This is a genomic window from Glutamicibacter sp. (genome assembly GCF_050701915.1).
Taxonomy (GTDB): domain Bacteria; phylum Actinomycetota; class Actinomycetes; order Actinomycetales; family Micrococcaceae; genus Glutamicibacter.
Window position 1 is genome coordinate 18,281 of sequence record NZ_JBOGEG010000012.1, and the last position, 26,180, is coordinate 44,460.

The following is a 26,180-nucleotide window of genomic DNA, read 5'->3' on the forward strand; positions in this document are numbered from 1 at the left end:
CTCGTCTGAATACGCCGGCCCTAACACTGGGGGCAACCGCCCGTTAAGTCCTGCGTAGGTTCAGAATATACCCCAAGGGGGTATAACTCGAGTTTTCTGGCAAGCCTCATCTGTCCACTCGTGCCCAACAACAGACGCTTAGCCGATGGCCGCCAACAGCAGGGCACAAGCTTTTTCGCACCGGCGGCAAGCTTCAGCGCAGACCTGGCAATGCTCGTGCATGCCAGCATGCTTCTCGCATTCGGTGGCACACTGCTGGCAGGCTGTCCGGCAGGCTTCAAGCATTGCCTTGACTGCCGATGGGTTCTGGCCGGTTTGGCGAGTCAGAACGTTGACGGTGGCGTTGCAGATATCGGCGCAGTCGAGATTGGTCCGGATGCAGAGACGCAACTCGGCGACCATGTCTTCGGCCAAGCACGCGTCGGCACACGCGGTACAGCTCTGGGCGCATTCGAAACAGGCGGCGATACAGTCCGCAAGCTTCTGAAGGTCCGGGGCATTGGGTTTGTTGGGGTGGGTTTTCAGCATGGAGATGATGTGACTCATTGATTTTGCTCCTTAGTCTCGATGGATACCGCGGATGCTGCCACTTTGAGATCGTGAACTGAACCCTTTAAGCAACTTGCACAGTAGCGCAACAAACACGACCCCGCATGAGCGTCGGATACACAAATTTCAGCGATGGTGCATAGCCGTTTCCTTACCGTTAATGCAGCATCGTTTCCAAGAGTGAGTATGTCTGCTGCCGGGGTATCGGAAAGGTTATGGATCGAGTCCACGAGCAGTACCACCGGTCAGCTTAAGCACCGCCAAGAACCGTAAATCTTGGTGCCGAGGAAGAAGAAATTTGCAACTATATAGCTTCTCGGGTCCAGGGTCCGGTGACTGCATACTTGGAAGCCCAGCGGGAGAAGGAACTGGGCGAGATCATCGCTGCGGAGAATTTGAAGCCGGAAGAAACAGCCCAGTTCATCGATGCTGCGTTCCGTGAGGGAAGCATTCGGGCCTCGGGAACAGCGATCACCAAGGTCTTGCCTCCGGTGTCTCGTTTTTCAAAGGAGAAGAACCATGGGGAGAAGAAACGGCGGGTGGTGCAGAAGCTTGGGGAGTTCTTTGAGAGGTTCTTTGGGTTGGTCTCGAAAAGATAGGGATGGCTGAGGTCGGACGGTGGCGCACTGACCGTCCCATAATCGGTCGTTTTAGGTTTATTGGAGCCAACGAACCAACGTGGTATTTGCCGCGTCGTTAGGCAATGTAGCATCCCGCGGTGCCTGCGAGATGCGTCAGCGCGAAAATGGGGATTCTCAGTTATACACAATACGAACTTAGCTCCGGACTCCGCTAGTCAGGAGGGGCGACGTAAGACATCGGACGTGGTGGGCACCTTCCGAAGTGCTGAGGAATCGCCCATATTCGGAGAGCCAAAACGTAGCACTGTGAGCAGCACGAATTTTTTGGGGACCGGTGTCGACCGGTGGCTCGCTGATGGCCGATCCTCGACTGCGGTTAGCACTCCACGACGTTGACGGCTAGGCCGCCCATGGCGGTTTCCTTGTACTTGTCGCTCATGTCCTTGCCGGTTTCGCGCATGGTGATGATGACTTCGTCCAGGCTCACGTGGTGTTCACCGTCGCCCATGAGCGCCATCTTCGCCGCGTTGACCGCCTTGGAAGCGGCAATGGCGTTGCGCTCGATGCATGGAATCTGCACCAGGCCGCCAATGGGATCGCAGGTGAGGCCAAGGTTGTGCTCCATGGCGATCTCCGCAGCGTTTTCCACCTGGGCGGGGGTGCCGCCGAGCACCTCGGCCAGGCCGCCGGCGGCCATGGAAGATGCCGAACCGACCTCACCCTGGCAGCCGACCTCGGCGCCTGAGATAGATGCCTGCTCTTTGTAGAGCACGCCGACGGCGCCGGCGGTGAGCAGGAAGCGGACAATCGCGTCGTGCTTTTCCTCTTCGTTCCAGTACTTGGCGCCCGGAGCGTAGTGGGTGGCGTAGAAGAGCACCGCCGGGATGATGCCCGCGGCGCCGTTGGTTGGTGCGGTGACCACACGTCCGCCGGAGGCGTTCTCCTCGTTGACCGCCAGGGCAACCAGGTTGATCCATTCCTGCCAGTAGACGGGGTCGCGGTCCTCGTCCTCCTTTTCAGGCGCTCATGCCATTCGGGCGCGCGGCGGCGGACCTTCAGACCGCCGGGCAGCACGTCGCTGCGCTCCAAGGCTGAATCCTTGCAGGCTTCCATGACCTCGTAGATGTGGATCAGGCCGGAGCGGATCTCTTCGGTGCTGCGGTAGGCCTCTTCGTTGGCCATCATGATCTCAGCAATTGACTTGCCGGTGGCGGCGCAGTGTTCCAGCAACTTGGCCGCGGTGGTGAAGGGGTACGGCTGCTGCTTGACCTTCTCTTCGAGGTTCGCTTCGAGGCGTTCCTCGGCGCCTTCGCGCACAATGAAGCCGCCGCCCACGGAGAAGAAGGTCTCGTTGGCCAGCTCGTTGCCCTCGGCGTCCAGGGCGATGAACTTGACGCCATTGGTGTGGCGCGGCAGGACCGTCAGCGGGTGCTGAATCATGTCCTCGACCTTGTAGTCGATGTCCTTGCGGGCATCCAGCTGCTCAGCAAGGCGCAGGATGCCGGTGGCCGCCATGTCCGCCAGGCGGTCGTCGACCTGGGTGGGCAGCACGGTCTCAGGCTCATAGCCTTCCAGGCCGAGCATGATCGCGGTGAAGGTGCCGTGGCCCTTGCCCGTGGCCGCCAGCGAACCGTAGACGTCGACGCGGATGGACGCCAGGGCATCAAGCTGGTTTTCGCGCACTACGTGCGCGATGAACGCGTGCGCTGCACGCATTGGCCCTACGGTGTGGCTGGACGAAGGTCCGATGCCTACCGAAAAGAGATCGAATACGCTAACCGCCATGGCGGGTCACATCCTTAGAAACTTTGGGTATCCAGGTTTACTCAGACCGGATCAGCGGTGGGGGTGGCAGGCTTGCTTCTGCCGGGTGCCGAGCCGGGATTCAGCAGGCCAGCCAAAGCCCATGGCAACACCTGATCTCATAAGCAAACAACTGCTCCGTGTTGCACCCGGCACCCCAGTAAGCAATGATTAATCTTGAGAATTTCTCCAGTTGCGGAGTGCAGAAGAGTCCGTAACGAGCTCGCCAAGTCCTTGTTGATTCATCGCATCAAGGCCCAGATTTGTACGGGATCTTGAGTCAGAGGCATTGCTGCTTTGAGGACGAAGAAGCGAATTAGCTAGATGTAAGAGTGATGCGGCAACTGGCATCTGGACACCTGCGATCTCCCCTAGAGTCAATAGTGGTACAAGGCCAGTCTGCGAGTCTTCCACCAGGAAACGATGAGTTAGCGTCGTAGGTGCGATGACTCCTTCGTAAGCTGCGGTTCCCTGTATAGCCGTATGCAGATTCCCGGCAGGGGCACCCAGCGAACCCACTAAATAGTCAACTGTGGACGAAGCCTGTATTCCGAAAGCCTCGGCAGTTTCCAACCGCTCGCGGTCTAACTGCTCAATCACTGCGGCAACACTGGGCGTTGCACCATCTATATAGAATCTGAACTTTTCATCATTCTCGATGCGTGCCGCGTTGAATACCATTGGAACCACATGCAGTGAGAATCCGACGTTGTCGAATCCCGTTGACAGAATGCTATGAACCGCCGATAAATTAAGCTCGGGTACTTGATTCAAGATAGCGTCGATGGAATTTCCCGGAAGGCACGAGACAGAAACCTTCTTCTTCCGGCTGGAAATTGTTACTTTTCCGTCGTGCGCAGCACGGCAGCCAAACGGAGTGGTCGAAGTTTCAGCGACAAGAACGTCTGGGCCGCCGTTTAGCGCGATTTTTCGGGCAACTTCTAAGGCGCCGAGAGTTCCAGGTGAGAGCAGAAGAATATTCTGGGATGGTTCGAGTAATGGAGCGAGGCCTTGAGCGATGTGCCCGAGCGCATTGCCAACGGTGCAAATGATGATGAGTTCTGCGCCGATCACGGCCTCGGCCAGATCAGTAGTTGTTAGTTTGATAGTTCCAGTGCCTTGAATGGCTCCTTGCAACTCGATTTCGCCATGTTGCGAAACTGGAAGCAGCCAGCGTTGCACCTCGTCAGGTGCATTTCTATTCCAAAGTCGAATCGTGTGTCCAGACATTCCGAGAAAGCCTGCAACGGCATGACCCAGGTTGCCTGCTCCTATTACAGTGATCGTTGTCATGGTGCCTTTGTGGTTTGTGGCTGATTGGCCGAATGGGGACTTTTGTTCCATTGGGTGATGATCAACCGATGGTTTATGTGCACTTTTGGTATTTATCGCCATGATGCGCTGCCTGCTGTCCTCGGATACCTGAGGATGCCAGGCAGCGCATGCTGCGGCGCTCTGCGCGATCTAGCCGTTCAGTTGTCAGCTCTCAGGCCTGTGTCAATGGCTGGAAAGTCGGCGTATGGATGAAACTGATGACTGATCTCGCCCATTTGTTACCTGAGGGGTACGCCAGGGCCCAGGGGGAGACCGAGGGCATACCAGAGGCCATAGAAGGCGGTCCACCCGATGAGGATTGAAACGGAAACGGGCAGAGTGAAAGCCATGAGTGTACCGATGCCTGCATCACGCTTATATTTCTGTACATATCCAAGTGCGAGAACGAAATATGCACTCATCGGAGTGATGGCGTTAGTGACCGAGTCACCGATCATGAACGAGACCATGGCCGCTTCAGGCCGTATGCCGTAATACATCATCATCGGCACCAGAATTGGTGCGAATATCGCCCACATCGCTGATCCGCTAGTCACGATCATGTTGGTGAATGCAATCGCCAAAATGATGATCAGCAGCACCAGGAAATGCGGTGCCTGGAGGTCTTGGAGAAGTGCAGCACCGTTCACGGTGAGTACGGATCCCAGGCCAGTCCAGGTGAAGTAGGCCAAGAACTGTGAGACGGCGAAGAAGAGCACCAGTACAGGTGCTATGGCAGCCACTCCAGCGATCATAGCCCGTGGAATGTCACCGAAGCTTTTGTATTTTCCTGTCTTGAATCCGTAAACGGATCCGATAAGGGTGAACAACAGCGAGATGAATACGCCGATCTCAGAGAAAACTACTGACTGGACGAGTTGCTGCCCTGGCTCAATAAATGGGGAATTTGGCACGAACAGTAGCAAGATGACTATAGCTACGAAAACAACAGCTGAAACTAGCGCGGTGATTAGGGCGCGTGTTTCATGCTTTTCGATGTATATGGATTGTGGTCCATCGAGATCGAGAACGTCTCCGGGAACAATCCGAAAATCTTCTCGTTTGCTCAGAACAAGTTCAACAACGAGCGTGATGATCAGCGCGAGTACAAGCGAAGAGGAAGCAGAAAAGAAGTATGTTGCTGCCGGCGTAATTGATGCTTCCGGGGCGATCGTTTGGGCCGCTGCGGAGGCTAGCGAAGACCGTATCGCGTCGGAAGGCGTGATCAAGGGGCTTGCGTTGAATCCTGCGGATACTGAAACGTAGGACACCATGACACCAAGCATGGGGTGCCTTCCAGCGGCACGAAATGCCAAGGCACCCAGCGGGATCATCACCAGATACGCAGCATCCCCCATAATGTGGGCAATCATTCCGCTAAATGCGATGGCGAAGGTGACCCAGCGTTTGGGCAAGCGCACGATAGTGAGGCGCAGGAGCGCTTCAAGGATGCCGCTTTTCTCGGCAACAGAGACACCTAGAAGAACGACGAGGACGATGGCCAGCGGCGGGAAGCCAGCAAAATTATCGAAGGCAGAGGTGACAGCGAAGTTTAGACCGTCAAAAGAAAACAGATTCTGAACCGTGACATCTTTGTCTGAGTTCGGTATTTCAACGGTGGTTCCTGCTAGTGACCAACTCACGATTCCGAGGAGTATGGCCATGACCCAGAAGAGCCAGAACGGATGCGGCAACATGTTGCCTACGCGTTCTACAAAATTAATGAATTTAAGTAATGCTGCCATGGCTCGCCCATTGGTGCGAGTGTCCTGAACCTGGCTCATTTCCGGTCTCCTTTGAACGGATTGATTCTGGCTATTGCTCGCCAAGGCGAGTTGGAATGTGTGCTTCGAGGGAATGGCTTCCACCCTCGAATCGGCCAATGCGGTAGGGGGCCAATAGTTCAGACTTGGTGCCTTCTAGAATTTCGGCAGCAGCTAGTTTCCCCAACAATGGCCCGAGGGTTACTCCGCTATGGCTCACGAGTGTGTAGACATTTGATCCGGCATGTGCGAATCCAGCGATAGGCATGCCATCAGCAGGAAGTGACCTTGCGCTGAGTCGCAGCTCAAAACGTTCAGGTTTGAGGCCGGTTAGCTCAACGAAGCGGTTCTGCAGCTCAACCCCGATAGGATCATCGGCGGTTGGGATCGAAGAAGGATCTGCTTGAGGGTTCAGATCCAACGCCTGGACTACGACTTGTCCTTCGGAGCTTGGGCGTAGATTGAGTGTTGGTTCGTGCACTACTGCTCGAAGATTGAGCTGCGGTACCTGTGCGTAACCTAGAACTCCCACTGTGGCGGATCCTTTTGCGACTTCATCGTGCATTGGAAGGTCGAAGCCGGCGGTCAAAGCTAGGCTTTTGGACCATCGTCCAGCAGCAAGAACAGCACGATCTGCGTGGATAACTTGGCCATCCATAAGTTCAACTGAAACCGATGTGGAATGGTCGGCTATAGAACGGACAACTCCTGGAGTTAACTGCGTCCCTGCTGCTTCGGCAGCAGTGCGTAGATTATGCATGAGCTTTTTAGGGAGAACATATCCTTCTTTGGGGAAGTAGGCGATTAGCGCTGCGTTCTCTCTCGGAGCAATACCGGAGAGCTCTTCAGCTTCGCGCGCATTGACGAGACGGAATGGGTATTGATGTTGTTCGAGCTGCAAAAGCCGCTCTCGCAGACCGGCTTCCTGCGCTGCGTCGGCTATGAAGAGACCACCGGATTCGGTGTACGCAGAGTCCATCCCAAACTCACGATGCAGAACCCGGTGTTCTTCCATGCCGGCTACGTTGAGCTGGTGGTAACTAGGATCAAGTTTTCCGCTGGCGTTAGTCCAGGCATAGCTGGTCTCAGAAGTCCTGCCGAGAATTTCCTGGCTGTCAATGAGTTCAACGCTGGCCCCTTTGCGAGTGAGGTTCAAAGCAGTGCTCAGGCCGAGGATTCCTGAACCGATAACTATGATTCGCATGGTGATTTCCTTCTTATTTAGTGTTTGGTGCAGGAATTTCGAGGAAGAAATCCGCGAGATCGGGTCGGATGAGCGAAGTGGTGGTCTCTAGAATTCGACCATCAGGTGCTTTTAACTCGCGTCGTCGCTGGAGAGCTGGCGTACCTTCAGGCACTCCGAGTAATTCGGAGCGCTGGCCTGTGACACTGACCGGTTCCAAGTAGACCCTGATCGTGTCCACAGCGACGCCAAGCCCAGTCAGATGCTGAAGGATGATGAGGTTCTCCAAATCTGCGTCCAATAGCCGTGGAGCTAGCGCGAAGTAGAGAACGTGCGTCTCGATGGCAACAGGGGCGTCATTGCTGTCTATCTTTCTTCTGACAAGCTCTATCACTGCATCTTCCGGTGATGCCCCAGGTAGTTGAAGTAAGGCGTCGGAAGCAATCGTGACCCGCGAAGATAAAATCTCATGCCTGCCAGCGGTTCCATGCTTGGCATCTTTAATAGAAGCAAATTGGAGTAGATTGATTTGCTGCCTTGTTTCAGACACGAAGGAACCGGAGCCTTTGCGGCGTTCGATAAGTCCAGCATTCATCAAATCGTTGAGTGCCTTTGACGTGGTTGCCCTGCTAACTCCGTATTGTTCCCCGAGTTCGTGCTCGCTCGGCACACGAACACCCGGTGCTAACTCGCCCTGGATAATCTTCTGCTCTAAGTCTCGATAGATAGCCCGATGCATTGTCATGAAGATGACCGTACAGGATATAAGTTGTCATGACAAGATGTTTGGATGAATCAGTATTTCAGGTTGAAGTGTGTGGCGTTTTGATTCGGGTAGTTTGTGAGGCTATTTGGAGAGCGGGCTAGATATGACCAATTCGTAAACGGTTGTGATTGTTAACTTCGTTTGGCGGTTTCTGCGCACCTAATATTGGCGGTTCAACTGATTCCGATCACTAGCGTGGATCGCGCAGCTTCAACAACATCATCGGTAATCGTGTCCAGCTCATTGATTTTCATGACTCGCTGCATCTGTGTGAAGAGTCGATCGATCAGCCGGAAATTACCGCGCGTGATACGGGCGATCGCCGCGACAGCTTGCGTATCGGTGAAGTCCTCCAAGTCCAGAGTTTTTCCGAGGGCACGCCACTTTCGTTGCAGAACGAAATGCAGTTCATCCTGAGCAAGCGGACGGTACTCGTGAGCAAAACCAACACGGCTATAGAGCTGAGGGTATCGACTGAACTGCTTTTCGATGCCAGGCATCCCAATCAGCATCAGCGCGATATTGTTCCTGTCATACCTATCTCGTAGCACTTCTAAGGCAGTGGCGTTGAGTCGCTCCGACTCGTCGACGATGATCAGCTCAACATGCTTGTCTTGATTCATCGGGCCCGTCGTGGCACCTAAAGTATCGAGATGTTGATGGATACAGATCGAGGTCCGGGTGGTGACCAGAGAGAGTTCATCCTTGATTTGCTTAGGCGTCGTCAGAACCCCTGGGGTGAAGAAGACGGTCCGCGTTTTGGCCAGATCCTTGTAGATCTGGAGGTCACTGTCCTCCCGTCGGCCCCATTCCTCTATTAACGCCTCGGCTTTCGGGCTCCAGTTGGCATAACGTTTAGCCGATAGGGTTTTGCCAATTCCAGCTTGTCCATAGCAGACCCCGATAGTCCGCTGCCGACGCACCGCATTGGCGAACTCAGTGAAGCGGCGGTGCTCCTTCGTTGCGATAAAAGTTGTTGGTCCCATTACTCGTCCTCCGCGTAAGTGCGCAGCTTCGTTTTCTTGGTTCGGTGGACCGCCGGATCAGGCTGGGGTGCCTCCGTGGTTGGTTGCCCGGCCGGTAGAAATTCCGCGACGGTGGCGATTCGTTCATTGATTTGTCCGCGCAGCTGACGCTTTCGTGCAGAGCGTGCTTTCTGGATGTCCTTAAAGGTCATGATGGATCGTTCGTGCGTGGGATCCACAGCTTTGCAGATGTGCTGGCCACGATGAAAGACCTGAATCTCGGCAACGTCTCGCGGGTCGTAGCGAAGGATGACGGATTCTCCGACATAGGCAGCCAGCAAGGGAGATATGTAGCGTAGCCCTTGGAAGTGCACCCCATCGCGGTGGACGATTCGAGGTTTGGCGACCGTGAGCAGCAGCAGGTTCAGTTCATCGATGGATTCAGGCAGACGCGGCAACCAGCCGTTGCCCTGCCACGCTTTTTGAGGTGTTTCTTTGATCTCTTGGTGTTCACGCTGGTGGTAATTCTGCCCAATGAACTCACCTAGCGCCGTGTCCAGTTCACTAATCGATAGTCCGGGTTTGGGATTGCGTACGTTGTGCAAGTAACCCGGTAGCCGGGCCAAAAGCTCGGTATTTAACGTACCGAAGAAACGCTCAATCTTTCCTCTGCCCTGTGGCCGGGCTACTGCAGAGAAAGTGATTTCGAAGTGCAGGTCTCTGGCGGCCTGCGCCATGTGGTGGCTCGTGAAATCGGTTCCGTGGTCCACGTAGAGCACATCAGGGATTCCGCACATCGGCCAATCAGCTGTCTTTTTGGGCCAGATCGCCTCACGCAACGCCAATGCCGTATTCAAGGATGAGGGAGCACCGGTGAAGATCATGTACCCGCACAGGGCTCGCGAGTAATCATCCATGATCGTGGTGAGCCACGGGCGAACCGGCCGATGACCAGTGTCAAAAACCAGAATGTCGAGCTCGGTATGATCAGCCTGCCACACCGCGTTCGGACGTTCGGCGCGGCGGCGCCAGACCAGTTCGTACTTATCGCGGTACACCGCCGCGCCTTGCTGCGCCAGTGTCATCATCCCGGGATCTATCTCGCCGACAATCGAGCGGATGGTTGAGTAGGAAACCGGTGCCCATCCCTGGTGGAGCGCCACCTTGTTAGCTTGCTGGTGGATGGCTGCCGTCGTCCTGGGCAGTTTAGCTAAGGCGAGGCCTTCGACCAGCTTCACGAAGTCGCTGGGCATCCGGCGTCCGCGTTTGCCCTGTGCCACCGGTTCCAGACCAGGCTTCCCCTGGAGCTTGAAGCTCTGGTGCCATCGCTGCAGTGTCCTCAGGCCGATATGGTGTTCCTCAGCCAAGACCGTCAGCGGCACTCCGTCTTCGACGTGTTGCCGCAGTATTTCCCAGCGTGCCGTTGCCTTGACCAGGCCGCTGTAAGAGGTTCCTGCTTTCACGGTACTGCTGCCATTCTGGTTTTGTCCCAGCGGTGCGTCCCTGCGCGGTTCGCTTCGCCGGGACATGGCCGATCACAGGCTCTTGACAGAGGCGGATTCTTGGCCCAAGTGGCGGTAGAACGTCGCGCGGCTCCAGCCAACCAGACGTGCTGCGTCTTCGGCGGTGCGTCCCCTGGCGCGGGCATCTTTGGCGATCGCGAGCTTATCGGCAATCACCGCCGGGTCAGAGACCGGCCGGCCGAAACGGGTTCCGGATTGCCGGGCGGCAGCAATGCCGGCATTGACTCGTTCAACGATCAGCTCGCGCTCGTACTCGGCCAACGAGGCCAGCATGTTCAGCATCATCCGCCCGGTCGACGTGGCCGGGTCGATCCCATCGGAAATGGAGCGGACATTCACCCCGCGCTCGCGCAAGAGGTTCACGGTGTTCAAAACATCGATCAGGGATCGCCCGAGCCGGTCTACTCGCCAGACCACCACGGTGTCCCCGGACTGCGCGTACTCGAGCAGTTTCTTCATCCCGGGCCGCTCAATCGCGCTCCGGCTGCCGGACGTCACATCGGCGAACACGTCGCGTTTCTGCACCCCCGCTGCAGCAAGAGCGTCGAGTTGCAAGGCCGCGTCTTGGCTCGAAGTGCTCACTCGTGTGTATCCCAAATGCCTCACCTGCCCAGTGTGACTCAAAAACCCCTGTGCGGCAAGCAGGTAAGACGTTTTACGTTGGGACGAGTTTATAAGACAAATACAGCCCGCGTTTTCCAAGTATTTGATGAGACAAGTTTCTACTCTAGGTAGCGTCTCAAAAAGCTTTAGGTTTTCAAGACGCCTCGCGACCGTCAGCGGTTGGTCTGACCGCTTTCCCCTTTTGGTAGGTGCGCCACTGCGGCTGTAGTGCAGCGAACACCTGAGATTGAATCACCCGAAGTCCTCTGCTTCAGGTGGGTTTCGCTTAGGCGCAGCAGGACAGTTTGGCGATGTCGGTGGTGAAGGCCTTGGCGGCGATCCTGATGCCCTCGGCCATCGTCAGGTAGGGGCTCCAGGCGGCGGCGACCTGTGCGGTGGTCATCCCCGCTTCGAGGATGTAGACGCCGGCGGCGGCCAGTTCTCCGGCGTCCCTGGCGACGGCGGAAATGCCCAGGATCCGTCCGGTGCCGAGCTCGGCGACGACCTTGATGAAGCCGCGGGTGTCGCGGTTGACCACGGCTCGCGGCACGTACTCCAGGGGTAGGACCCGGCACTCGCAGCGGATCCCGGCAGCGACGGCTTCCTTCTCCGTCATGCCGACCGACCCGATGGCGGGACTGGTGAAGGTGACCCGGGGCAGGTGCCGGTAGTCAACCTCGGCGACGGCGTCGGTGAGCGCATTGTCCACGGCCAGGGCGCCGTGGGCCGCGGCGACGTAAACGAACTCCCGGTGTCCGGCCACGTCCCCGGCAGCCCAAATGCGCGGGTTGGACGTGGCCAGGCGGGAATCAATCACGATCTCGCCCGTGGCGCCGGTCTTCACGCCGACGGCGTCAAGATTCAACCCGTCGATGACGGGGCGTCGGCCTGTGGCCACCAGGAGCCGGGATGCCCGGAACGTTTCCCTGCCGCCGGCCACGGATGCCGAGACCAGGACCCCTCCGTTGGCGTGATCGCGCTCCACAGTCTCCGCGGAGGCCCGCCGGACCACCCGGATCCCCTCGTCGGCAAAAACTTCGGCCAATGCCTTGGATGCCTCCGGTTCCTCCTGCGAGGCCAGCCGGGAACGGACCAGCATGGTCACCCGGGAACCGAGCCGGGAGAAAAGCTGCGCCATTTCCAGGGCAACATAGCCCCCGCCCATGATCAGCATTGATTCGGGGACCTCGTCCAGTTCCATCGCCGTCGTCGAGGTCAGGTACCCTGTCTCGTCCAGTCCAGGGACGGGAGGCGTCCAGGGGGCGGAGCCGGTGGCCACGAGATAGTGGTCGGCCTCGATCGTTTTTTCGGCACCGTCCGGGGAGGCGACCCGGAGTCGGGGTTCGTCCTGGGTTCCGGTGAACGAGGCCTCCCCTTCGAGCATGGTCCACCCGTGGTCGGCGGCCAGTTCAATGTACTTTTCCGTTCGCATGCTTTCCACCAGCGCGGCCTTGCTCTGGATCAGGGCCGGCATGTCCACCGGGCCCGCCGAGGCCGCCACCCCGGGGAAGCGGGCCGCGTCCAACGCCACGTGGCGGGCCTCCGCGGCGGCCAGGAGTGCTTTTGAGGGCACGCATCCGGTGTTCACGCATGTCCCGCCCACGGTGCCACGCTCCACCATCACGACGCGCTTGCCCAGTCCGGTGGCCCGGATCGCGGCCGCGAACGCGCCGCCCCCGGAACCAACAATCGCCAGATCGAACCGTTCGTTTGTCATTCCAGCTACCTCTTCCCTGTAGTGCAAAACTTCCTATGCACCATCATGAACCTTCCAGTACAGTGGAAGGTCAAGTGCGGTGACCACTGAAAGGGGAGTCAGCGAACATGAAAATCGGACAACTTGCGCAAGCGACCGGAACCACGACCAAGACCCTGCGCTTCTACGAGGATTCGGGGTTGCTTCCTCCGGCCGAGCGTCTGGCTTCCGGCTACCGGGACTACAGCGACGGTGCCGTGGGGCTGGTCGGGTTCATCCACCGCGGCCAGGCCGCCGGGCTCACCCTCGCCCAGATCCGGCAGATCCTGAAGATCCGCGAACACGGCCAGGCCCCGTGCTCGCACGTCCAAGGTCTGCTGGGGTTGCGGCTCAGGGAGCTCGATGCCCAGATCGCCGAGCTGCTGGTCCTCCGGGAAAGCATTTCCCAGCTCCACGCAAAGGCGAGGGATCCGGAGCCGGACTCCTGCTCCGCCGACCAGGTCTGCCGCTACATCTGAGTGGCAGACCTGGTCGGATGGTGTCGCGGGGTGACGCCCAGCGGCACCCCGCGGGGCCATGAACGCGAAATGCCCCGGTCCCGCAGTCGGTTCGCCGTCCTTCACCACGGTCACTCGGGCATCAACTCCTGCTCGACCGCCCGCGTCGCCTAACATGGGCATGGTGAAAACCCAGAACCTCATTGCACGGATGGAACACCACCAGATCGGCCTGTACCTCGTGGCCATCCTTATCGGCGGCGGCGTCGGGTTCCTTGCCCCCGGCTCGGCCGGAGCATTGGAACACTCGATCAACCCGGTCCTCGGGCTGCTGCTCTACGCAACGTTCCTGGGCATCCCGTTCGCCTCCATCGGCAAGGCCGCCAAGGACCTGCGGTTCATGGGAACCGTGCTGGTGCTGAACTTCATCCTGGTCCCCGTCGTAGTGTTCGGACTGACCCGCTTCATCGCCGGGGACCAGGCCCTGCTGCTCGGGGTGCTGCTGGTCCTGCTGACCCCCTGCATCGACTACGTCATCGTGTTCACCGGCCTGGCCGGCGGGGCCAGCGACAGGCTGCTGGCCGCCGCCCCGGTCTTGATGCTGCTCCAGATGCTGCTGCTGCCCCTCTACCTGCTGCTTTTCGTCGGCCCCGACGTGGCCTCGGCCATCGACCCCGCACCCTTCGTCGAGGCCCTCATCGTCTTGATCCTCATTCCCCTGACGGCGGCAACCCTGACACAGGCGCTGGCGCGCAAGGCCGCGGCGGGCAGGATCATCATGGACATCATGCAGGCCCTGATGGTTCCCCTGATGATGGTGACCCTGGCGGTGGTCGTCGGTTCACAAATCACCGGAGTCGGCCAGGAAGTTGGCTCGCTGCTGGCGGTGGTGCCGCTTTACGCTGCGTTCCTGTTGGTGATGGTGCCGCTGGGAATGCTGGCGGCCAGATGGGCACGTCTCGATGTCGCCGCCACGCGTGCAGTCGTATTTAGCGGCGCGACCCGCAATTCACTGGTCGTGCTCCCGCTCGCCCTCGCCTTGCCCGAACCTCTGGCCCTGGCCGCATTGGTCGTGGTCACCCAGACGCTTGTCGAGCTCATCGGCATGGTCCTCTTCGTCAGGTTTCTGCCCCGGATCATTCGGACTGAACAACACCGTCAACCAGCCTAATTTTGCCCATCCGGGCCACTGCCGCCAAACAATGCCGTGGTTTAACCGCCGCCCCAAGTTGATAGTCACATCTTACTGTGGGCGACGAATGAGTGTTTCATAAACGACCGTTTTTGGGAAGTGGAAACCGCCGATCCGAGCAGCTGCTCGGATCGGCGGTTTTTCAATGTTTTTGTTTTCCCGAAACTTGTGGCTTCGTTCGCTTGGTGGCGGGGTTTTTGCAGCGCTCCGTGGCGGTCTTGTTGCCGCGATCACGCAGGACTGGCTGCAGGTTGGTGTCGCGGTCTGAACCGAGAGGGGTGCGCCCGGTCGGGGCCGTTTGGATCGCTGCCGCTACGTCAGAGTCCGAAGGCTCCGCCGCTGACGAGGATCACGATGCCGAGGCCGATGAGAACGATGGGGAAGAGGATGTGCTCCCAGCGTTCGAGCACTTCGGCGATCGGGGGGCGGGTGGCGACGAACTTTGCCAGGGCCACCAGGACCGCGACGAGCGCGAGGAAGACGATGCAGTAGGCGACTACTGCGAGAGGTTCCACGCTGAGGAAGACAGGGGTGTAGACGCCGATGTTGTCGCCGCCGTTGGCAAGGGTGACGCCTGCGACTGTCCACACGCCGACCTTCTTGCCGGCAACCTTGGCCTCGTCGTCATCGTCGTCATCGTCTCCGCGCCAGGCCTGCCATGCGGCCCAGAGGCCGAGGCCCAGAGGGATGAGACCGAAGTACGGGATGGCTGCCGAGGGCAGGAATGTTCCGGCGCCGATGGTCACCAGGACCGCGGCACCGAGGATGCCGGCGAATCCGAGGTACTGGCCGGCCAGAATGCGGGCGGTAGTGCCGCGCTGGCCTGCCCCTCGCGCGAAGAAGAGGGAGAGCACGATGATGTCGTCGATGTTGGTCGCTGCGAACAGGCCCATCGCCTGCAAGACCGAGGTGAGGATCATGCGCCCACCCCAGCTGCGTCGCATCCGGGAAGCGAGCAGGCGGGATCGATGCACGGGGCGTCTTCGTCCACTGCCAGGGTGGCATCGACCAGTGCCGTCAGCGCCTGCGCCAGGTGCGAATCGGCGATCTCATATCGTGTCCGACGACCCTCGGGCTCGGAGACGACGATCCCGCAATCGCGCAGGCATGCCAGGTGGTTGGACACGTTCGGGCGTGTCAGGTCCAGATCTCGGGCCAGTTCCGCCGGGTAAGCGGGATGGTCGAGCAGGGTCAAGATGATCCGGGATCGAGTGGGGTCGGCCAGTGCACGACCCAGGCGGTTCATCACGTCGAGACGCGAAGCAATAGTCAGCATGCTCTGAACTATACAGCACGCACTGAACACTCGGTCACAGGCGTCAGCCCAGATCGCATGCCCGCAAGGGGGTCCTCATACGAAACACACAAGTCGTTGATTTGGAAGCTGGTCGAAACTCCGAGTTCTCAAAGATGTCGCATTCTCGTATACCCCGCCCGAGAAAAAGCCCGATGACCGGGCGGCAAACGAAACAACCGGCTAAGCCATCATGGCAAATAGTCTTGTCCTGAAATCGGTCGTTTTTGAAACGAACAGTGAACCTGTCAGATTCCGAAGTCGGCTGAACATGAGCCGTTGAAATTCCGGGCTTGTGCAGCCGACTATGGACATAAAAATTTCTGAAGTCGACTGCACGGAGCCGGGTTTTGATCAATAGTCCTCTGCACTAACCTGCACAGAGGGAGTGTGCGGCCCTAGCTGGCTGTTTCATCCGCGCGTTTAATAGCGCGGTAAACAGTGGATCTAGCCACTGAGAAGAGTTCGGCAAGTTCTGCTGTTGTATGGTTCCCCGCATAATGTAGCTCCACTAGATGGGCTTCTTGTTTCTTGGAGAGTTTGGGCTGTTTGCCGCGCAGTTTGCCCTTTGCTTTGGCAACGGCCATGCCCTCGCGGGTACGTGCACGGATCAGGTCTGCCTCAAATTCGGCAACCATAGCCAGGACATTGAAGAGTAGCTTGCCTACGGGGTCGGTGGGGTCATGGACAGATCCGCCGATGCTGAGCTTCACCTCACGGCGGGTGAGTTCGTCAACGATGTCTTTTGCGTCGCGTAATGAGCGTGCCAGCCGGTCGAGTTTAGTCACTACCAGCGTATCCCCATTGCGGCAGGCGGCCAATGCTTCGCTGAGTCCTGGCCGTGCTCTATTCGTGCCGGTGAGGCCTTGGTCGGTGAATACCTTCTCAGGTGGCACGCCCGAGGCCATGAGCGCGTTCTTTTGGGCTGTGAGGTCTTGGTCGTTAGTGGATACGCGCGAGTATCCGATCAGGAGTCCGGTCATGATTTGGAGTGTACCGTTTAGCGCCCCTTCACCGGGCATTTTATCGGGCGGGGCATATGGGAATCGGGCAATCGCTGAAACTCGCCAAATTTATTAGTGTCCGAAGCCGTCTGTAGTTGTACCGGTGAACGACCGGCTTGTGGGACATCTTCAGTGAACGGTTCACCATTCACGAAACGTGACCTGTCCCACCCAATCGGTACTATTGACACAGGTTCTCGAGAAAGCAGTACTATGACGGTCGATTCACGCACGGTCTTTGTCATCCACGGTCGCAATGAAGCCGCTAGGAAGGCTCTCTTCGATTTTTTGAGATCGATTGGACTTAATCCGCTTGAATGGTCTCAAGCCATCGCGATGACCGGCCAGGGATCCCCTTACATTGGAGATGTCCTGAACGCCGCTTTTGGTGCTGCCAGTGCCGTTGTCGTCCTTCAAACCCCCGACGACATTGCCCACCTCCATGAGTCGCTGACCTACCCTGGCGACCCTGAGTGCTCCCCGCAGATGCAGCCCCGCCCGAACGTGCTATTCGAGGCGGGCATGGCGATGGGCCGCGATTCAGATCGCACTGTCATTGTCGAGCTTGGCCAGATTAAAAGCTTCAGCGACATCCACGGAAGGCACGTGGTGCGGCTAGATAACTCCACGCAGAAGCGCCAGGAACTCGCGACGCGCCTGCGGACGGCTGGGTGTTCCGTAAACACTGATGGAACTGACTGGCACACTGCCGGCGACCTCACACCGCCCTCCGCACCTGGTGCAGGGCTTCCCCTGGGGCGGCGACTCCCTTCGTCTGAAACTTCCGGGCGCCCTCGCTTGTCTGCGCGGTTGTACGAGCGTGGCGGCAACAAGATGAGTGACGTGATCGTAACGAACAATGGTCCGGGCGATGTCTTCGAGCTCGATGTGAAACCAGCGGAAGGTGAAGACCAACATATGTACAGACAAGATGACTTTTTCCCGGTCCCCACCCTGCCACAAGGAAAATCTTTCGTTGCGCTGGAGCGGATGCCTCTGGGTCTCGGAGACTCGTCCAAGCCTTACTTCAATATTGTAATTACCGGCAAGACATCCGATGGCGTAGTGATAGAACAAACCGAGTTTGTGAGTGGTTCCTAATGGATATACCGATGACATTGCCTCTCGATCACGACGGCTTTCTTCGCCGCGAGTGTCCTCACTGCGAACAAGAATTCAAATGGCACCATGGCCCTGCTAGTGAAGAAGCGGAACAAGAAAACGATCCTGACACGTACTACTGCCCGCTATGCGGACACCCTGCCGGGCTGGACTCGTGGTGGACGCAGGTTCAGATCGACCAAATTCAGCATGCCGCCTTGCCAGCAGCGCTGCAAGCTATGGAGCAAGAACTAAGTGGCATGTTTCGAGGTGCCTCCAAAAAGCACTTCTCTCTGGAGCAAACCGGTTCTTTTGATACCGCCGAGGCACCTACGCCGCTCGTGGAGATGGATGACATGACGATTATTATCTCCCCATGCCATGCTTACGAACCGGTCAAGATCCCTGAAATTGCGACTAGCCCCTTCTACTGCTTAGTTTGCGGGTCCCCCTTCGCTGTGTAAACCAGGCCAATGGCCCACCACTCCTGAATCCACACGCGCGGAGAACTATCCAATGTGACACATAGCAAGACGGAAGAACCTGGGGCCGAGCCATGACTATGTCTTGATGTTGCCGTCCCACTCACCGTTCCTCAATGGGCACTGAAGTGCCGCTCGAAAAAATATTGACCGGCTGCTACCCGCCCTTTCAACGGAACTGCAATAGCCAAACCGAATAACCCCTGAAGTTGGATCCGAAGGACCTAGTGAACACCGTCCCGATAGACGCATCAACTATCATGCATTACGATAAACGATAATAACGAATATCGTAAAGGTGGTAAATGGTGCATAAGCTTCTTATTGGAACTCGACGTGTCGTCACTTCAGGTTCGCTCGCTATCGTTGCCTTGCTGACACTGGTTATCGGATGCTACGTCGGATACCAAGCTTGGCAGCGGATTTTCGAAGTCCAAGCCGGTAAATTGAACTTCTCCGTCCCATCCTTCCAGCCCGTTGATGCAGGAAGCCTGGACTCAAACGTAGTCGAACTTCAAGTCGAAACGCTCCGCGTGCAGGTAACCAACATCGACTCATCAATACTAGCCCTCTTTATCTCTTCGGCAGCGCTTACCGCGGCAGCAGTTCTATTCACTACGATTACCGTCGTGTTCCTGTGCTATCGATTGATCAGAGGAGCACCTTTCGCTGGCGGGTTCGCGTGGCTAGTAGCAATCTCTGGGTTCACAGCATTGGCAACCGGGGCACTGGGACCCGTACTTGAAGGAACAGCAAAGCAAGCCGCTGTTTCACAGCTGTCCGGAGTCGGTTCGGAAGGCAGCCCCCTGGCCGTTGGCGATCTCATGTATTACGCCAGCTCAAGCTTTAATCTGATGCCTGTGTGCGTCGGATTGATCGCCCTATTGCTAACTGCTGTATTTCGGACTGGCGATGCGCTGAACCGCGACGCAAAAGGACTTGTCTAGTGGCCAAGACGCGTAAACAGGCCGAAGAAGCACTGATCGTTTGCCATTTGGACGAACTGCTTAAAAATGCGGACATGACATTGACAGAGCTCAGCAAACGAGTGGACGTCAGCGTTGTCAATCTGTCCTTACTCAAAAACGGGCATGCCAAAGCCATTCGTTTCACGACTCTGAGAGCCATTTGCCATGCCCTTGAATGCGATGTCGGTGACCTTCTCACCGTTTACCGGAGCTAAGGAGAGACACCGGTGCAAGCAGTAATGCGCGAAGCGAAGGGCACCGAAACGCAAACCGTCAGCGTCCTGGAGAACACACTGCGATTGCGGAACATCAGTCTCGACCAGGCCGCTCAACGCACCGGCGTACCGGTCGAGGATCTGCATAAGTTGTGCATCGGTGATGCCACGGGCATCAGGCTTTCCACGCTGGCAGTACTTTGTTCCAAGCTCGATTGCGATCCTGATGATGTGCTGCAGGTTGACCCCCTGGCTCCACCCGCGACCAAGTTGCGGGGTGGAATTTTCCGACGGGCTTGGGACTACCAATCACGCTGGATGAGCGTATTCGCGCTCTTCTTTTCTGCGCTTATTAGCTTCTGCTTTTTGGCTGGACTCGTAAGTCAGGTCAACCCTGTCGATTTCTATGTCTACCACTATGGGGCAGGGCTGGCGGCAGCGGGTGAGAACATCTACGCCGGTAACATCCATGGAAACGACATGCCAACCGAGGGACTGCCCTTTACCTACACTCCATTTGCTGCATTAGCTTTCCTTCCGCTAAACGTCCTTGCAGTTGATACAGCGTACTTGATCTGGTCTATCGCTTCAGCGATGACGATGGGGCTCGTTCTGCGCAGCCTGCTGCCGTCGAAGCATCGCAATCAGCCCGTACTTGTCGGCATCGTCGGATTCATTGCGTCTTGCAGCATCGTTATGGCCGGCCACATCATCTTCGGCCAAATCAATGTCTTCCTGATGGCCCTGGTACTTATCGACATAGGGCGGAATTCTGAGAATCGAATTCTGCGGTTCATTCCCCGGGGCGTACTGGTGGGAGTTGCGGCGGCAGTGAAACTCACGCCAGCTCTTTTCATCGTTTACTTCGTCGTCACTGGACAGAAACGGGCTGCCTTGAACAGCTCCATGGCTGCTCTCACGGCGACAGCTGTTGCAGCATTCGCTTATCCAACCATGAGCATCGATTTTGCCACTCGAGTGCTGTGGAATCTATCTGATCGGGTCTCCCTCGACGGACTATTCGCCACATCGGGAAACAACTCCATCCAAGGCGCGTTCGCGGCTTTAGGGGATTGGACAGCCGTTCCAGCTCTGGCTACTACTCTGATCATTGCCGTGCTTGGACTCTATGCGGCTGCGAGTGTTTTTCGTCGGGGCGGCAATATCCAAGCAGCGATCGTCGTTGGCCTGACCGCTTGCATGGTCTCTCCTGTAAGTTGGATGCACCATTGGGTGTATCTGCTGCCCGGGCTACTAGTGCTCTGGGATCGTGGCGGAACAAAGGTGCGGAATTTCTGCCTTGCCAGTGGACTAATTCTTGTTGCGACCGGGCCAAACCTTGGTGATGCGCTTTTCAGTCTCAACGCGCCGGCATTGTTTCCTCTGGCGGTGGTGTTGCGTGAATCATTGCTACTCATAGGGGTATGCATTGTTGCACTTTTGGTTCAACAAGCCCATACGCGGGTCACTGGCCCCATATTGAACGAGTCTGTAAGCCGTTGATTCAGCTTTAGTCGTTGGATCGGGTTAAGGCAGGGCATGAAGACGATTAGTTGATACATTCGTGTTCTCAGACCTTGCAGGCGCTGGAATGGCTGACCTTCAGTTTTGTGAACGCGCAACACCAGATCTCTTCCGCAGGTGTGCGAGATGTCCCGCAGAAGGTTCGGCAAAAGGAACAGTCATCTGCACTAGCAGCACCGTTGAAGCTAGTGCTGAAGGATCTTTTCTAGCTGAGCTGTATTTAGCTTGCGGTCAGCGTAAATGAGTCGGATAGCTTCGCCATCTACATTTCCGATGTCTGAACCCCGATAAGCCACTTCAAGTCCGACCTTTTCAGCGATGCGAGCGGACGCCGCATTGTGCTCAAGTAGGAATGCAATGATCGGCAGATCAGGTCGACTTAACAACGCCTGGCGCGATGCTTCTAATGCAACCTCTGTTGCATACCCACGACCTTGCGCTTCAACTGCGAACCGGTAACCAAGATTCCAGAAAGTAGCTCGTTTGAGCGAGCAACCAGCGTAACCAATAACTTGGTATTCGTTCGGCTCACGAACTATCCACGGACCCAGCGAATCTCTTTCCCACGACTCGATCCAAGAGTTGAGCATCGCTTCGGTTTCGCGGATTGATGAATGGCGTTTGGACGGTGCATGGGTCCACACCCGTGGGTCACTGAAGATTTGATGCACGTCTTGGATGTCTTCAAAAGTGGGTCGCGCGAGGTGCAGTCGTTTTGTTTCTGCTTGCATCCCGCAACTCTATCGGAGGTTCAGGACACTTTATGCGGAGCTGTCCCAGTCAAGGTTCGACCTATGGGATCGCTGAATCAGCTTTAGTGGAGAAGTTTCTGGTCGACGCTAGGCTAGTCGCATGATGACAGTTATTTCAGCGCCAGCGGATCTCGTCGTAGCAACCAATATAGGTGTGGGCGTCCGATTTGCTGGTATCGAATCGATTGCAGATGTTCCCATCGTTTCTGACGAATGGCTGGGGAAAGAAGGACTTAGGCTCTATCTTCAGGGAATACGTAGCGACGAAACTCGGCAACGCGACGCTCGCTTCGAAGAACAACTAAACCAATGGGGTGCGCTTCGAGAACTCTCTGGAGTCGAAGCTGCAGGAGACCCGCCCTCAATGCCCGGACAGCTCGTTCTTGGAGTAGTTGGAGCGGTTATCTCGGATGACGTAGGCACCACATATCGGTTGAGCGCTGGACAGGTTGCTGGGGGCATGTCCGGCTGGGAATCCACTTGGGTATATCTTCCCGCACCTCCAAAAACGGCACGGGTTCTCACTCTCGAATTCACCGTTAATGGCGGGCCAACCGGCAAGATCTGCAAAATTCAACTGGACTGACCTAGAGGATTCTCGCATAGCGTTCCTCTTGCGGGCGGCAGTGCTGTGGACTATGGACAGAAGTGCTGAGGACTTCGGAAACTGACACGAACCCCGGCGACACGCCGGGGTTTTTTCTTTCAGAAACGTCTTTCAAAACTGAAACGCTGCACAACCAGGCTGTGTACCGTTTTTGATATGGCAGTCATTGGATATGCGCGAGTGAGCACGCGCGAGCAGAACCCGCAGGCGCAAGCCGCCGAGCTGCGCGCGGCCGGGGCCGAACAGATATTTACTGACCGTGGGGAGTCGAGCCGGGAAGCTGCGCGGCCGCAGTGGCTCGCGTGCAAGGCGCAATTGCAGTCGGGGGATACTTTGGTCATCCGTGCCCTGGATCGAGTGGCAGGTGAAGAGCGGATGGCCATTGAGATTATCCGTGAGCTGGGGGAGCGTGGCGTGAGGATCAAGAGTCTTACCGAGCCATTCTTGGACGTGGGCATATCTACGCCGATGGGTGAAGCCATTGTGGGCATCATGGCGGTTATGGCCCAGTTGCGCGTTTCTATGATCCGGGAGAATACCCGCCGAGGTTTAGCGCACGCGCGCGCCCAGGGGAAAGTCGGAGGGCGGCCGCGCGTCATGGATGCAGACCGCACCGCCACGGCGCGGCAGCTGCGCGAGGAAGGGAAAAGCTACGCGCAGATCGGCAAGATTCTTGGTGTCAGCGCAGCGAGCATTTACCGGTCATTGACGAATGAAAACCCTTGATCCACAATGATAACTAATGTTATATTTGAAGTGAGGAAATGTTTGTTTCGAGGTTTAGGAGGTTGTCATGAGCCAGCTAATGGAACGGCCGCAGCATGATGAAATGCGCGCGCAGCTGCTGAAAGCTCGGCAGCGTGTAGAGGTTGATGCGCTGGACTACAAGCGCACTTTGAAGGCTGCTGCTGGTGGCATGACTCAGCGTGAGATGGCGGCGCTGCTGGGTATGTCCCAGCCGGCCGTGGCGAAGGCGTTGCAGCGTGCCCAGGCGGTGCCGGAGGTAGTTGGCGAGTTCAACGCTGCAAGCCCTTATGAAGTGTGCCAGCGGTACGCGGCCGGGTTTATTGACCGTGAGGAGCTGGTGCGTCTGCTGGTCGATTGGCCGTATAAGCCGACCCCCTGGGCGAATGAGTACGGCGAGTACGAAGAGAGCCTGGATGGAACTTGGGAAGAAGTGGGCGACGCGCTGCGGCATGAGCTGATTGATGCTGCTACTTACGATGAAGTTTTGATGAAGACGGCCGATTAGGCGGCGAGCAACCGAAGGGTGAATCGTTGGCTAACGACGAATCAATAGAACGACATTACGCGGCGCTGCGCCAAGTGCTGGCTGATCCTGATATGAACCCGCGCGGGGCATATTCGACGATCAGACGAGAGCAGTATTTTATTCAAAGCGGATCGCGTCCGCGTGCCATGTCGGAGCGGGAACTTCTGCATAAGAAGTGGATGCAAGAGGTTGTTGCTGACTCGGCTAAGCGCGGAGAAATCAAGCACGAGGGAAGAGCCATTGTGATGGCTGGACCGCTCGGAGCTGGCAAAGGAACCGTGCAACGAGAGCGCTTGAATGACGTTCCTGGTTACGTTCAGTGTGACCCGGATATGTTCAAAGAGAAGATCATCCAGCACGAGCTAGAGAGCGGGAATCTTGATCGGTTGAAAACTCCATTGGTGAAAGAACTTGAAGCCCAGGGGCACAAGTTCGCACCAATGGAGTTTGCTGCGCTAGTGCATGAAGAATCATCCATGCTCAGCGCCAAACTGCAAAAGGACTTGCGCAAGGACGGCACGAACTACGTCATTGATACCGTGCTCAAATCGCAAGGTTCAGCTAAGGAAGTTGCCGCCACATTGGACAAGCGTGGATACACCTATGATGTGGTGAGCGTGCAGGCGACGTTCGAGGAATCCAAGGCTGGAAACTATGGACGTTGGCAGGCAGGGCGCGAAGCGTTTGAGCGCGGAGAGAGTCACCTTGGCGGCCGCCCAGTGCCATCAGATTTCGCGAATAATTTGGTCACGCCAGAAGGCAAGTCTGCTACCGAGGAATCGGCAAAGTGGTTGGCTGAGAACGGCAAGGGTGTTGTGAGCTTTACCCAGTACCGGCGAGGATCGAGCACGCCGGAGATTGACCAGGTGAAGCAAGACGGTAACCTTCTTGACCGGGGGGTACAGGAAAAACCGACTCATGAAAAAGATGCCAAGGGGTCTGCTGAAGGTTTGGTTGACACCAAGGTTTACGCTGCCAGAGCGACAGACTCGATCATTGTAGCCTCGAACTGGATCGGGGTCATTCTCCCCAAACCTCTTTGCTTACGCTTGCGATGATACTTCCCCTCCAACCATCCAATAATTGCCAGACGAAGTTGTTGGCGGGAGGACCACCAGCGCCGGTCCAGCACGTTCTTCTGCAACAGACTGAAAAACGACTCCATGGCCGCATTATCACCGGCTGCCCCGACCCTGCCCATCGAACCGACCAGCCCGTGACGTTCCCGCGTTTGAGTGAATTTCCTGGACCGGAACTGGCTGCCGCGGTCACTGTGGACTGTGACTCCACGTGGGTCGCCACGGTGCGCCACTGCCATTTCCACCGCATTGACGGCCAGATGGGCCTCCAATCCGCGAATCCATCGAGTACCTCACGATTCGATTGCTGAACACGTCCTTGATCGCGCATAGATACAGCTTTCCTTCGCTCGTATGGTGCTCGGTAATATCGGTCAGCCACAACTGGTTAGGCTGATCAGCGGTGAAGCTCCGCTGCACCAAATCGTCATGCACCGTAGGGCCCGCCGGGACGTGCTTGCGCTGGCGTTTGCTGATCACTGAGCGGATCCCTGCCTTGCGGCATAACCGCCAGACCTTCGGCTCTGAGACCTGGTAGCCGGCGTCTTCCAGATCATCGGCCAGCACACGGTACCCGCCCTCGGGATCCTCCTCGTGAAGCTCGTGCAGCTTGCCGATCAGCTCCCGCTCTTCGATTTCCCGGGCAGAGACAGGGCTCTTCAACCACTTGTAGTACGCCTGGGTGCTGAATCCCAAGACCCTACACGTCACCGCCACAGGAATATGTTTCCTACCTGTTCTGGCGGCTAATTCTTGGACGAGCGGGCCCATTATTTTGGGGAACGAATATGCGGCTGGGAGAGGTAGGCTGCGGCCTTGCGCAGCACTTCGTTCTCCATTTCGAGCTCCAGGATGCGTTTGAGAGCTTGGGACATTTCTTTGCGCTCGTCAGCATCAAAGGTGGGGCCATTCCGTGGGATTGGTAGCGGGCATCGCGGACCCAGGTTTGCAGGGCTGTCTTGGAGACTCCCAGATCTGCTGCGACTTGCTTCTGGGAGATCCCCGATTCGACGAGCGCGACGGCGTCCTTCTTGAATTCTTCGGTGAAGATTCTTGGCATGGTGTTTTGTTCCTTCGTTTGAGCATAACCATAGCTGGGTTATGCGGTCGAAGTGTCAACCAAACCTTCAGCAGACCCACATCGAAGTTTGGTGTAACTGGAAACGACCGTGTGCAACTAATGGCGGGCTCAGCCTTTAGGCAGTTCTGGATTTTTACCAGGAAAGTAATTCCTTGGCTTTGGAGGGTTGAGAAATCTTAGAAAAGATCAAAGATCGTGTCTCAAAAACTTGACCAGCTCATTTTCAGAGAGTGGCGTAGCTTGGTGACATGACAGGTTTGGCGTCTCGCGGCACCCGTTATCTAGCTTCACAGCAGAAAGGCGATGCTACATGGTTCAGCTGCTAAATGTCGGTGGAAGATGCAATCCTGGTATGAGTAAAACTA

25 protein-coding genes and 2 pseudogenes are annotated in these 26,180 nt (G+C 57.0%); 12 read left to right on the forward strand and 15 right to left on the reverse strand.

Annotation, left to right across the window (positions count from 1 at the left end):
- Positions 1–138 precede the first annotated feature (138 nt).
- The gene (locus ACRDT3_RS09245) at positions 139–546 is read right to left on the reverse strand and encodes a four-helix bundle copper-binding protein (RefSeq protein ID WP_431492710.1); all 408 of its coding nucleotides are present in this window, start codon (positions 544–546) and stop codon (positions 139–141) included.
- Positions 547–881: 335 nt separating this feature from the next.
- On the opposite strand from ACRDT3_RS09245, the gene ACRDT3_RS09250 reads away from it, so the two are divergent.
- Positions 882–1,148 (forward strand): type I restriction endonuclease subunit R, EcoR124 family, encoded by a 267-nt coding sequence (locus ACRDT3_RS09250; RefSeq protein ID WP_047118367.1) that lies wholly within the window; start codon positions 882–884, stop codon positions 1,146–1,148.
- 358 nt (positions 1,149–1,506) lie between these two features.
- Here ACRDT3_RS09250 and ACRDT3_RS09255 read toward each other — a convergent pair.
- The 9 genes and pseudogenes from ACRDT3_RS09255 to merA form a co-directional block, all read right to left on the reverse strand.
- A pseudogene (locus ACRDT3_RS09255) lies at positions 1,507–2,915 on the reverse strand (L-serine ammonia-lyase).
- 189 nt (positions 2,916–3,104) lie between these two features.
- Complete coding sequence (locus tag ACRDT3_RS09260; protein WP_431492711.1) at positions 3,105–4,328, reverse strand: NAD/NADP octopine/nopaline dehydrogenase family protein; 1,224 nt, start codon at positions 4,326–4,328, stop codon at positions 3,105–3,107.
- Between the two features lie 158 nt (positions 4,329–4,486).
- Positions 4,487–6,031 (reverse strand): AbgT family transporter, encoded by a 1,545-nt coding sequence (locus ACRDT3_RS09265; RefSeq protein WP_431492712.1) that lies wholly within the window; start codon positions 6,029–6,031, stop codon positions 4,487–4,489.
- Between the two features lie 31 nt (positions 6,032–6,062).
- Positions 6,063–7,214, reverse strand: a complete 1,152-nt coding sequence (locus ACRDT3_RS09270; protein ID WP_431492713.1) for an NAD(P)/FAD-dependent oxidoreductase — start codon at positions 7,212–7,214, stop codon at positions 6,063–6,065.
- A 13-nt stretch (positions 7,215–7,227) separates the two neighbouring features.
- Positions 7,228–7,938 carry a GntR family transcriptional regulator gene (locus ACRDT3_RS09275; RefSeq protein WP_431492714.1) on the reverse strand — a complete coding sequence of 237 codons (711 nt, stop codon included), beginning with the start codon at positions 7,936–7,938 and terminating at the stop codon, positions 7,228–7,230.
- A 194-nt stretch (positions 7,939–8,132) separates the two neighbouring features.
- Positions 8,133–8,945, reverse strand: coding sequence for an AAA family ATPase (locus ACRDT3_RS09280; RefSeq protein ID WP_105553695.1), 813 nt, complete (start codon positions 8,943–8,945; stop codon positions 8,133–8,135).
- Positions 8,945–10,387, reverse strand: a complete 1,443-nt coding sequence (locus ACRDT3_RS09285) for a Mu transposase C-terminal domain-containing protein (RefSeq protein ID WP_431492715.1) — start codon at positions 10,385–10,387, stop codon at positions 8,945–8,947. Before ACRDT3_RS09285 ends, ACRDT3_RS09280 begins: the two co-directional genes overlap by 1 nt.
- 72 nt (positions 10,388–10,459) lie before the next feature.
- Positions 10,460–11,053 carry a recombinase family protein gene (locus ACRDT3_RS09290; RefSeq protein ID WP_035762867.1) on the reverse strand — a complete coding sequence of 198 codons (594 nt, stop codon included), beginning with the start codon at positions 11,051–11,053 and terminating at the stop codon, positions 10,460–10,462.
- Between the two features lie 283 nt (positions 11,054–11,336).
- Positions 11,337–12,767 carry a mercury(II) reductase gene (gene merA, locus ACRDT3_RS09295; protein ID WP_431492716.1) on the reverse strand — a complete coding sequence of 477 codons (1,431 nt, stop codon included), beginning with the start codon at positions 12,765–12,767 and terminating at the stop codon, positions 11,337–11,339.
- 107 nt (positions 12,768–12,874) lie between these two features.
- Here merA and ACRDT3_RS09300 point away from each other — a divergent pair, with 107 nt between their 5' ends.
- Positions 12,875–13,264, forward strand: coding sequence for a heavy metal-responsive transcriptional regulator (locus tag ACRDT3_RS09300; RefSeq protein ID WP_431492717.1), 390 nt, complete (start codon positions 12,875–12,877; stop codon positions 13,262–13,264).
- A 154-nt stretch (positions 13,265–13,418) separates the two neighbouring features.
- Positions 13,419–14,414 carry an arsenic resistance protein gene (locus ACRDT3_RS09305; protein WP_431492766.1) on the forward strand — a complete coding sequence of 332 codons (996 nt, stop codon included), beginning with the start codon at positions 13,419–13,421 and terminating at the stop codon, positions 14,412–14,414.
- A 338-nt stretch (positions 14,415–14,752) separates the two neighbouring features.
- On the opposite strand, the gene ACRDT3_RS09310 is transcribed toward ACRDT3_RS09305, so the two are convergent.
- The 3 genes from ACRDT3_RS09310 to ACRDT3_RS09320 all read right to left on the reverse strand — a co-directional run bounded on the left by ACRDT3_RS09310 (position 14,753) and on the right by ACRDT3_RS09320 (position 16,712).
- Entirely contained in the window at positions 14,753–15,355 is a 603-nt protein-coding gene (locus ACRDT3_RS09310; RefSeq protein WP_038992391.1) for a cadmium resistance transporter, read from the reverse strand.
- Positions 15,352–15,711: a Cd(II)/Pb(II)-sensing metalloregulatory transcriptional regulator CmtR gene (cmtR, locus tag ACRDT3_RS09315; RefSeq protein ID WP_038992393.1), complete on the reverse strand. Its 360-nt coding sequence runs from the start codon at positions 15,709–15,711 to the stop codon at positions 15,352–15,354. Before cmtR ends, ACRDT3_RS09310 begins: the two co-directional genes overlap by 4 nt.
- A gap of 416 nt (positions 15,712–16,127) precedes the next feature.
- Positions 16,128–16,712, reverse strand: a complete 585-nt coding sequence (locus ACRDT3_RS09320) for a recombinase family protein (RefSeq protein WP_431492718.1) — start codon at positions 16,710–16,712, stop codon at positions 16,128–16,130.
- A gap of 234 nt (positions 16,713–16,946) precedes the next feature.
- Between ACRDT3_RS09320 and ACRDT3_RS09325 the strand changes: the two genes are divergently transcribed.
- The 5 genes from ACRDT3_RS09325 to ACRDT3_RS09345 all read left to right on the forward strand — a co-directional run bounded on the left by ACRDT3_RS09325 (position 16,947) and on the right by ACRDT3_RS09345 (position 21,002).
- On the forward strand, positions 16,947–17,834 hold the full coding sequence (locus ACRDT3_RS09325; protein WP_431492719.1) for a TIR domain-containing protein: 888 nt from the start codon (positions 16,947–16,949) through the stop codon (positions 17,832–17,834).
- A gap of 11 nt (positions 17,835–17,845) precedes the next feature.
- A complete protein-coding gene (locus ACRDT3_RS09330; protein WP_431492720.1) occupies positions 17,846–18,298 on the forward strand; it encodes a hypothetical protein in 453 nt (150 codons plus the stop codon).
- Between the two features lie 323 nt (positions 18,299–18,621).
- Positions 18,622–19,263, forward strand: coding sequence for a hypothetical protein (locus tag ACRDT3_RS09335; RefSeq protein WP_431492721.1), 642 nt, complete (start codon positions 18,622–18,624; stop codon positions 19,261–19,263).
- Positions 19,263–19,499, forward strand: coding sequence for a helix-turn-helix domain-containing protein (locus ACRDT3_RS09340; protein WP_346060276.1), 237 nt, complete (start codon positions 19,263–19,265; stop codon positions 19,497–19,499). Before ACRDT3_RS09335 ends, ACRDT3_RS09340 begins: the two co-directional genes overlap by 1 nt.
- A gap of 12 nt (positions 19,500–19,511) precedes the next feature.
- Positions 19,512–21,002 (forward strand): glycosyltransferase 87 family protein, encoded by a 1,491-nt coding sequence (locus ACRDT3_RS09345; RefSeq protein ID WP_431492722.1) that lies wholly within the window; start codon positions 19,512–19,514, stop codon positions 21,000–21,002.
- A gap of 206 nt (positions 21,003–21,208) precedes the next feature.
- On the opposite strand, the gene ACRDT3_RS09350 is transcribed toward ACRDT3_RS09345, so the two are convergent.
- Positions 21,209–21,754: a GNAT family N-acetyltransferase gene (locus tag ACRDT3_RS09350; RefSeq protein ID WP_431492723.1), complete on the reverse strand. Its 546-nt coding sequence runs from the start codon at positions 21,752–21,754 to the stop codon at positions 21,209–21,211.
- A 121-nt stretch (positions 21,755–21,875) separates the two neighbouring features.
- Between ACRDT3_RS09350 and ACRDT3_RS09355 the strand changes: the two genes are divergently transcribed.
- From ACRDT3_RS09355 to ACRDT3_RS09370, 4 genes are all read left to right on the forward strand, one after another.
- Positions 21,876–22,361 (forward strand): hypothetical protein, encoded by a 486-nt coding sequence (locus ACRDT3_RS09355; RefSeq protein WP_013348170.1) that lies wholly within the window; start codon positions 21,876–21,878, stop codon positions 22,359–22,361.
- 177 nt (positions 22,362–22,538) lie between these two features.
- The gene (locus ACRDT3_RS09360; RefSeq protein ID WP_431492724.1) at positions 22,539–23,108 is read left to right on the forward strand and encodes a recombinase family protein; all 570 of its coding nucleotides are present in this window, start codon (positions 22,539–22,541) and stop codon (positions 23,106–23,108) included.
- Positions 23,109–23,175: 67 nt separating this feature from the next.
- Positions 23,176–23,634 (forward strand): hypothetical protein, encoded by a 459-nt coding sequence (locus ACRDT3_RS09365; RefSeq protein WP_431492725.1) that lies wholly within the window; start codon positions 23,176–23,178, stop codon positions 23,632–23,634.
- Positions 23,635–23,660: 26 nt separating this feature from the next.
- On the forward strand, positions 23,661–24,713 hold the full coding sequence (locus ACRDT3_RS09370; protein ID WP_431492726.1) for a zeta toxin family protein: 1,053 nt from the start codon (positions 23,661–23,663) through the stop codon (positions 24,711–24,713).
- Here the strand turns inward: ACRDT3_RS09370 and ACRDT3_RS09375 are convergent.
- Positions 24,623–25,794, reverse strand: a pseudogene (locus ACRDT3_RS09375) (IS3 family transposase). The gene ACRDT3_RS09370 and the pseudogene ACRDT3_RS09375 overlap by 91 nt on opposite strands.
- Between the last annotated feature and the right edge of the window lie 386 nt (positions 25,795–26,180).

What these genes read in the sequence shown, in the direction of transcription:
- ACRDT3_RS09245 (WP_431492710.1), bottom strand. Translation starts at nt 546, where the DNA reads ATGAGTCACATCATCTCCATGCTGAAAACCCACCCCAACAAACCCAAT.
- ACRDT3_RS09260 (WP_431492711.1), bottom strand. Translation starts at nt 4,328, where the DNA reads ATGGCGATAAATACCAAAAGTGCACATAAACCATCGGTTGATCATCAC.
- ACRDT3_RS09265 (WP_431492712.1), bottom strand. Translation starts at nt 6,031, where the DNA reads ATGAGCCAGGTTCAGGACACTCGCACCAATGGGCGAGCCATGGCAGCA.
- ACRDT3_RS09270 (WP_431492713.1), bottom strand. Translation starts at nt 7,214, where the DNA reads ATGCGAATCATAGTTATCGGTTCAGGAATCCTCGGCCTGAGCACTGCT.
- ACRDT3_RS09275 (WP_431492714.1), bottom strand. Translation starts at nt 7,938, where the DNA reads ATGACAATGCATCGGGCTATCTATCGAGACTTAGAGCAGAAGATTATC.
- ACRDT3_RS09280 (WP_105553695.1), bottom strand. Translation starts at nt 8,945, where the DNA reads ATGGGACCAACAACTTTTATCGCAACGAAGGAGCACCGCCGCTTCACT.
- merA (WP_431492716.1), bottom strand. Translation starts at nt 12,767, where the DNA reads ATGACAAACGAACGGTTCGATCTGGCGATTGTTGGTTCCGGGGGCGGC.
- ACRDT3_RS09300 (WP_431492717.1), top strand. Translation starts at nt 12,875, where the DNA reads ATGAAAATCGGACAACTTGCGCAAGCGACCGGAACCACGACCAAGACC.
- ACRDT3_RS09305 (WP_431492766.1), top strand. Translation starts at nt 13,419, where the DNA reads ATGGGCATGGTGAAAACCCAGAACCTCATTGCACGGATGGAACACCAC.
- ACRDT3_RS09310 (WP_038992391.1), bottom strand. Translation starts at nt 15,355, where the DNA reads ATGATCCTCACCTCGGTCTTGCAGGCGATGGGCCTGTTCGCAGCGACC.
- cmtR (WP_038992393.1), bottom strand. Translation starts at nt 15,711, where the DNA reads ATGCTGACTATTGCTTCGCGTCTCGACGTGATGAACCGCCTGGGTCGT.
- ACRDT3_RS09320 (WP_431492718.1), bottom strand. Translation starts at nt 16,712, where the DNA reads ATGACCGGACTCCTGATCGGATACTCGCGCGTATCCACTAACGACCAA.
- ACRDT3_RS09325 (WP_431492719.1), top strand. Translation starts at nt 16,947, where the DNA reads ATGACGGTCGATTCACGCACGGTCTTTGTCATCCACGGTCGCAATGAA.
- ACRDT3_RS09330 (WP_431492720.1), top strand. Translation starts at nt 17,846, where the DNA reads ATGACATTGCCTCTCGATCACGACGGCTTTCTTCGCCGCGAGTGTCCT.
- ACRDT3_RS09335 (WP_431492721.1), top strand. Translation starts at nt 18,622, where the DNA reads ATGGTGCATAAGCTTCTTATTGGAACTCGACGTGTCGTCACTTCAGGT.
- ACRDT3_RS09350 (WP_431492723.1), bottom strand. Translation starts at nt 21,754, where the DNA reads ATGCAAGCAGAAACAAAACGACTGCACCTCGCGCGACCCACTTTTGAA.
- ACRDT3_RS09355 (WP_013348170.1), top strand. Translation starts at nt 21,876, where the DNA reads ATGATGACAGTTATTTCAGCGCCAGCGGATCTCGTCGTAGCAACCAAT.
- ACRDT3_RS09360 (WP_431492724.1), top strand. Translation starts at nt 22,539, where the DNA reads ATGGCAGTCATTGGATATGCGCGAGTGAGCACGCGCGAGCAGAACCCG.
- ACRDT3_RS09365 (WP_431492725.1), top strand. Translation starts at nt 23,176, where the DNA reads ATGAGCCAGCTAATGGAACGGCCGCAGCATGATGAAATGCGCGCGCAG.